Here is a 5,539-nt window from a genome sequence, read left to right as displayed (position 1 = left end):
GTGCGGTCGCGGTCGACCAGGTAGACCTCGGGGACCCGCAGGCCGAGCGCGGCCAGCCGTGAGTGGCTGGCCGCGAACAGGTCGAGTCCGACACCGGGCGAAAACGGATCGGTGAGGTCGCCGTCGCCCGCGGCCGCCGGCCAGTAGTTCTCCGACTCCTCCCACAGATAGGCGATCGCCGTCGCTGCGTCGTCCATCGTCAGGCGGTACACGCCCTTCGTAGTGCCGCCCGCGAGCCGCTCGACTGCCTCGAGCCGCCGCCCCCTACCCAGCGCGGCCCGCGCTGCCCCCGCCAACTGTTCCCGCGTCACTTTCCGAGGTGCCACGTTCACAACCGCCTTCCCGGCTCGACAACCGGGGCACCCTACGCGAACCACTCCTCAACGCCGAATGATTTCTTCGGACGCCTCGTCCCTCGACTGTCTGCTTCAGAACAGAACCTTGCCCAAGACCGGCGGTGACCGCCCCGCACCGGGCGCGACCTGTCATGTAGTCATCAGGAACGGCTTCTCAGCTTGTTCTTTAACCTTGGGCTGGGCCCTTGCCGTTCGGCCCGCTCGTGGGCCAGTGGCAGAGTGAGCCGGATGATCGGACGCCCTGTACACCGTTGTCATCGACTGTCCCGACCCGGATGAACTCGCCGGTTTCTACGAGAAGCTGCTATCACTCTCACGGCAGGCGGACACCGGCGACTTCGTCGTGCTCCAGAACGCGGTGGGCACTCCGGTGGTCGCCTTCCAGCGGGTGGACGATTTTCGCGTACCGCGGTGGACGGATTCCGCGCGTCCTCAGCAGATGCACATCGACGTGATGGTCATGGACCTCGATACGGCTGAGGCCCAGGTGCTCGCCCTCGGTGCGACGCTGCTGGATGGTTCGGACAAGCCGATCGGTTACCGCGTCTACGAGGACCCCGTCGGCCGTCCCTTCTGTCTGATCACTCCCGAGGGAGCCTGACCTTGCTCTCTAGGGTCCGGCGTCGAAAATGACTCGAACTGGGTCGCTCACCTGGGTATTCGCCAGACGCTGAGCTTGTCTTTTAACTCGCTGCCTCATGTGGTCCGAGGTCAGAGTGTCGGTGACCGGTGATACCTGTGGAGCGTGGATGCTGTGATTTCGGGTGCGATAGCCCTGCTGCGCGACACCTTTCCGGCCGAGGCCCGCCACTGCCCTTTGGGCTGGGAGGCGCTTCGGGCATGGGAGCGCAGGCACAGCGTGGTGTTGCCTGAGCCGTATCGCACCTTCGTGGCCGAGATCGCGAACGGTACCGACGACGGTCCGCCTGATGAGGGTGGTCTGCTGCCCGTGGGAGAGAAACCAGACAGCTGGGCCGTCTGGGAAGCGGACGGCTGGATGAGCCCGGAGCCGTTCGATGGCACCACCATACGCATGCCCGGTCAGCCCTTCCCTCTCGAGGAGGAATGGCAGTGGGAGTACGACTACTACGACCACACTCGCCACTCAACTCTGTTGCACCAGACCTACCAGCACGGCTCTGTGCTGCTGGGCAGCGACAGGGCCGGTGAGTACTGGACGCTGGTGGTGACCGGGCCGCAACGCGGTCGGGTGTGGTGGCTCAGAGACGGATGCGCCGCACCCTATGCCAGCTCCCCGTCCGATCAGCATCAGGGCGATTTCCTGCACTGGGTGAGGGACTGGGATGTCGGACAGGGCTGGTGGCGGCCCGAGTAGCACCACCTCAGGTCGCGACCTCGACCACTCGAATGGTCCCTCGAACTTGATCGTCACAACGGCAACTGCCCGACAGCGAGGCGGCCTTCGCTTGATGCTGAGCTCCGAGGTGAGACCAGGACAGGCGAAGGCCGGGGTGGGTTTGCTGCATCAAGACGGAGAGGGAGAGCCGTTCGGGGTGGCGTCGCGCTACAGGGACGACCGATTCGACTGCCTGACCGCACGCGGGGACGAACTGTTCGAGCTGGTGGACGCGTTGCTGTGTGCGGACGGGCCGGTGAGGGCGCCGGTGGACCTGACGTTGGTGGCTGAGCACCGGCGCGGGCACGGCGCCATGTATGACGCGCTGAACAGCGGGAAAATCGATATCTCCCGGCTGCGGCAGGTGCTGCCCGGCCTGCCCATGCCGCAGGCCGGCGACGGGCGCCTGGTCCTCGCAGTCGACATCTGTCACTGGCTCCGCCCGGACGCCCCGACCAGCCCGGACCGCCTCTTCTGCCACGTCTACGGCCGCAGCGGCCGGTCCTCGGATCAGTTCATACCCGGCTGGCCGTACTCGTTCGTCGCCGCCCTGGAAACGGGCCGGAGGTCCTGGTGCCAGCTCCTGGACGCCGTCTGTCTCGGTCCGGACGACGACGTCGCCGAGGTCACCGCCGCCCAGGTCCGCCGGGTGGTCGTCGATCTGATCAAGATGGGCCGGTGGCACGTCGGCGGCCGCGACATCCTGGTCATCTTCGACGCCGGATACGACGCCCCGCGCATGGCTCACCTCCTGGCCGGGCTCCCGGTGGAGGTCCTTGGGCGAATGCGCACGGATCGGGTGATGCGCAAGCCGGTCCCGGTGCCGTGGATCTCCCCGCCACAGGGCGGGCGCCCGCCAAAGCACGGCAATGAGTTCCGCTTCGCCAAGCCTGAGACCTGGGGCGAGCCCGACGCGGCGACGGTCCAGGTCACCGACCGGTACTGCACCGCCCGAGCAATGGCCTGGGACCGCATCCACCCCCGACTGACCACTCGTTCCGCCTGGATCGTCCACACAGGCGACCTCCCCGTAATCGAGGGCACCCTGATCCGCCTCCAGGTCGACCGCCTGCCCGGCACAACGACCGGCTGCCCGTCTGGTTGTGGTCCTCCGCCACCGGCCTGACCGGCGAGGACATCGACGTGCGCTGGCAGGCGTTCCTGAGGAGGTTCGACCTGGAGCACACCTTCCGGCTGATGAAGCAAACCCTCGGATGGACCCGACCGAAGCTCCGCAGCCCCGAGGCTGGCGACCTCTGGGCGTGGCTCATGATCGCCGCCCACACCCAACTCCGGCTCACTCGCGAAGCCGCGGCGGATCTCCGCCGCCCCTGGGAGCGGCCAGCCGAGCCCGCACGGCTCACCCCGGCCCGTGTCCGCCGAGGGTTTCGGAACATCCGCCAACACCTGCACTGTCCGGCCCGTGCACCGAAACCCTCAACACCCGGACCAGGAAGGCCGCTTGGGTCCAAGAATCGTCGTCCCACGAACCGCTATGACGTCGGGAAGACGACCAGACGACCCGAGAGCATCATTGAGCGCGACAGCCTCAGAGGTTAAAAGACAAGCTCAGAGGCATTCAAGCTTCCACGGTGAGGAACTGGCGTGCGCCGTTGGTGAGGTAGACGTTTGCCCAGGCACGGCCCGGTGCGTCCTTTGCAGCCAAGACCGAGTCGCGCGCTGTGCAGGCCAGGTTTGTGGGCCGGGAGTATCAGGGCGGCGCGAGCGGGTCGGCGCGCTGGCGGGCGGCGAGGATCGCGACGTCGTCCTCGTAAGCACCGTTTGCCAGGCGGGCCAGGAGCGTGTCGAGCATGTCGTCCAAAGGTCCGTCCGCCGACAGGCTCAGCGCCTCGAGCGCCTGCACCGAGATGTCGATGTCAGTACCGCGGCGTTCCACCAGTCCGTCGGTGTAGAGCAGCAGCGTGGAGCCGCAGTCGATTTGTGTGGTGAGCGATTGGTAGCCGCCGAGTCCGGTGCCGATGGGTGGGCCAGCCGGGAGCCACAGGACCTCGATGATGCCGCCGGGTCGCAGGACGGCCGGTGGCAGGTGCCCGGCGCTGGCCGCCGTGCAGGTGCCCGCTCGGGGATCCATAACCGCCAGGAGGCAGGTGGCGAGGCGGTCGAGGCCGAGTTGTGCGACCTGGCGGTCGAACTCACCGAGGATCTTGTCGATGCTCGTGCCGGAAGCGGCGATGGTGCGGAGCAGGGAGCGGTACTGGCTCATGGCGACGGCGGCCTGGAAGCCGTGGCCCATAACGTCGCCCATGACCAGCAAGGTGCGGGAGTCCGCGAGGGGAATCGAGTCGTACCAGTCGCCGCCGACGAGGACACTGCGGCCGGAGGGGAGGTAACGGGCGGCCACTTCGACAGCGGGGTGAGGGGTGCTGGGTTCGGACAGCAGTGCCTGCTGGAGTTCCAGCGCCATGGTGTGTTCGTAGCTGTATCGGCGCGCGCTGTCGATGGACAGGGCGGCCCGGTCGGCCAGCGCCTGAATGGTCATGAGGTCGTCGTCGTTGAAGGGCTGCGAGGCGCCGGCCCGTCCCAGAAGGATGATGCCGACCGGGCGGCCGGTCGCGTTCAGGGGGGCGATGAGAAGTGAGTGGATGCCGGCTGCACGGAAGAGCTTGGTTCGCTCGGGGTCCACGGTCACCTTCTGGAACAGCTCGTCCGAGGCCAGGTTGCCCAGCCAGGGCCGCCCGGTGTCCAGGCATTGCCGTGTGGCGACGCCCCGGGGGACGTCCACATGCGGTCCTGGTCCGCCCAGCTGCCGAAGTAGCCATTCCATCCCAGAGGGCGCTACCCCTCTGGCTTTGCTCAGTCGCAGGAAGCCGGGCGGAGGTGGGGGAGCACCGGTGAACTCGTCCTCGACGAGTGCTACCGCGGCCATGTCGGTCAGGGAGGGGGCCAGAAGGTCGACCAGCTCCTGGCACGTGGTTTCGACGTCGAGTGTGGTGCCGACGCGCGTGGCTGCGGCATCCAGCAGGGCGAGCCGCTGATGCGCGGTCTCCAGGTCGTCCAGATAGCGCCGCAGGCTGCTGATCTCCACGCCGATCCCGCACAGGCATGCGCCCTGGCCAGGTAGATCCACCCGGTGGTAGACCGCTCGCCAGAGCCTTTGCCCCAGCGGCGAGGACACTCCCGTCGTTCCCGAGATGGTTGCCTCCCGAGGCTGCCCGTCGGCGAGCACCTCGACCAGGACGTCGTCCGGGCTCTGGAGGTCCGGTAGCACTTCCCCGAGCGTTCGTCCCAAGAACGCGGAGGCGGGCACACCGCTGACCTTCACCCACGCCGGGTTGACGTACAGATGGCGCAGCTGCTCGTCGAGAACGGAGATGGGGGCCAGAGTCTCCTCAACAAACCGGCGCGACGGCAGGCCCTCACACTCCGGGAAGAGCCACTGCGGCATGGAGCCCTGACCGCTCACTGGTTCCCTCTCACTGTCTTCATCAAAGCCAATCCCGTCGATCAAGAAATGGTCCAAATGTTACGATATATACCCTTCTCTCGCTTACATCCCGCCGGGCGCTTTTGTTTGGGGGCATCGGGCGGGCGGTGGAGGATCCCAGCGATGTGAGGTGCGGCGGCGGATGCGGTCTTCTCGTAGCGGGTGGCGATGCCGCGCCCCCGCTGCGGGCGGTTGATGCACCGCTCGACGGTGCTGCCGCTTCGCAGGTGCACTGGCAAAACAGTGTGTGAGTCTCCGCGGGCCCATCCTCGTGTCCCACCCGAGACTGCTACCACCCTGCTACCATGCTGGTGTGACCTCCATCAAGAAGCAGACGCAGGTCCGGCTGGAAGAGGACGTGCTTGCCGCCGGCAAGGCCGC

3 protein-coding genes and 2 pseudogenes are annotated in these 5,539 nt (G+C 67.2%); 3 read left to right on the top strand and 2 right to left on the bottom strand.

The window, feature by feature from the left end; genetic code table 11:
* Positions 1-311, bottom strand: a pseudogene (locus ACFTZL_RS40230) (aminoglycoside phosphotransferase family protein); the annotation flags it as partial.
* Between the two features lie 286 nt (positions 312-597).
* Between ACFTZL_RS40230 and ACFTZL_RS40225 the strand changes: the two are divergent.
* From ACFTZL_RS40225 to ACFTZL_RS40215, 3 genes and pseudogenes are all read left to right on the top strand, one after another.
* The gene (locus ACFTZL_RS40225; protein WP_382594103.1) at positions 598-957 is read left to right on the top strand and encodes a VOC family protein; all 360 of its coding nucleotides are present in this window, start codon (positions 598-600) and stop codon (positions 955-957) included.
* 144 nt (positions 958-1,101) lie between these two features.
* A complete protein-coding gene (locus tag ACFTZL_RS40220) occupies positions 1,102-1,692 on the top strand; it encodes an SMI1/KNR4 family protein (RefSeq protein ID WP_382594101.1) in 591 nt (196 codons plus the stop codon).
* A 94-nt stretch (positions 1,693-1,786) separates the two neighbouring features.
* A pseudogene (locus ACFTZL_RS40215) lies at positions 1,787-3,273 on the top strand (NF041680 family putative transposase).
* A gap of 151 nt (positions 3,274-3,424) precedes the next feature.
* Here the strand turns inward: ACFTZL_RS40215 and ACFTZL_RS40210 are convergent.
* Complete coding sequence (locus ACFTZL_RS40210) at positions 3,425-5,194, bottom strand: SpoIIE family protein phosphatase (RefSeq protein WP_382594098.1); 1,770 nt, start codon at positions 5,192-5,194, stop codon at positions 3,425-3,427.
* Positions 5,195-5,539: the final 345 nt, after the last annotated feature.

The organism is Streptomyces sp. NPDC056948 (assembly GCF_042674225.1).
Lineage (GTDB): Bacteria > Actinomycetota > Actinomycetes > Streptomycetales > Streptomycetaceae > Streptomyces > Streptomyces purpurascens.
The sequence above is the reverse complement of the archived record's forward strand: the minus strand, read 5'-3'. Positions and strand labels throughout refer to the sequence as shown.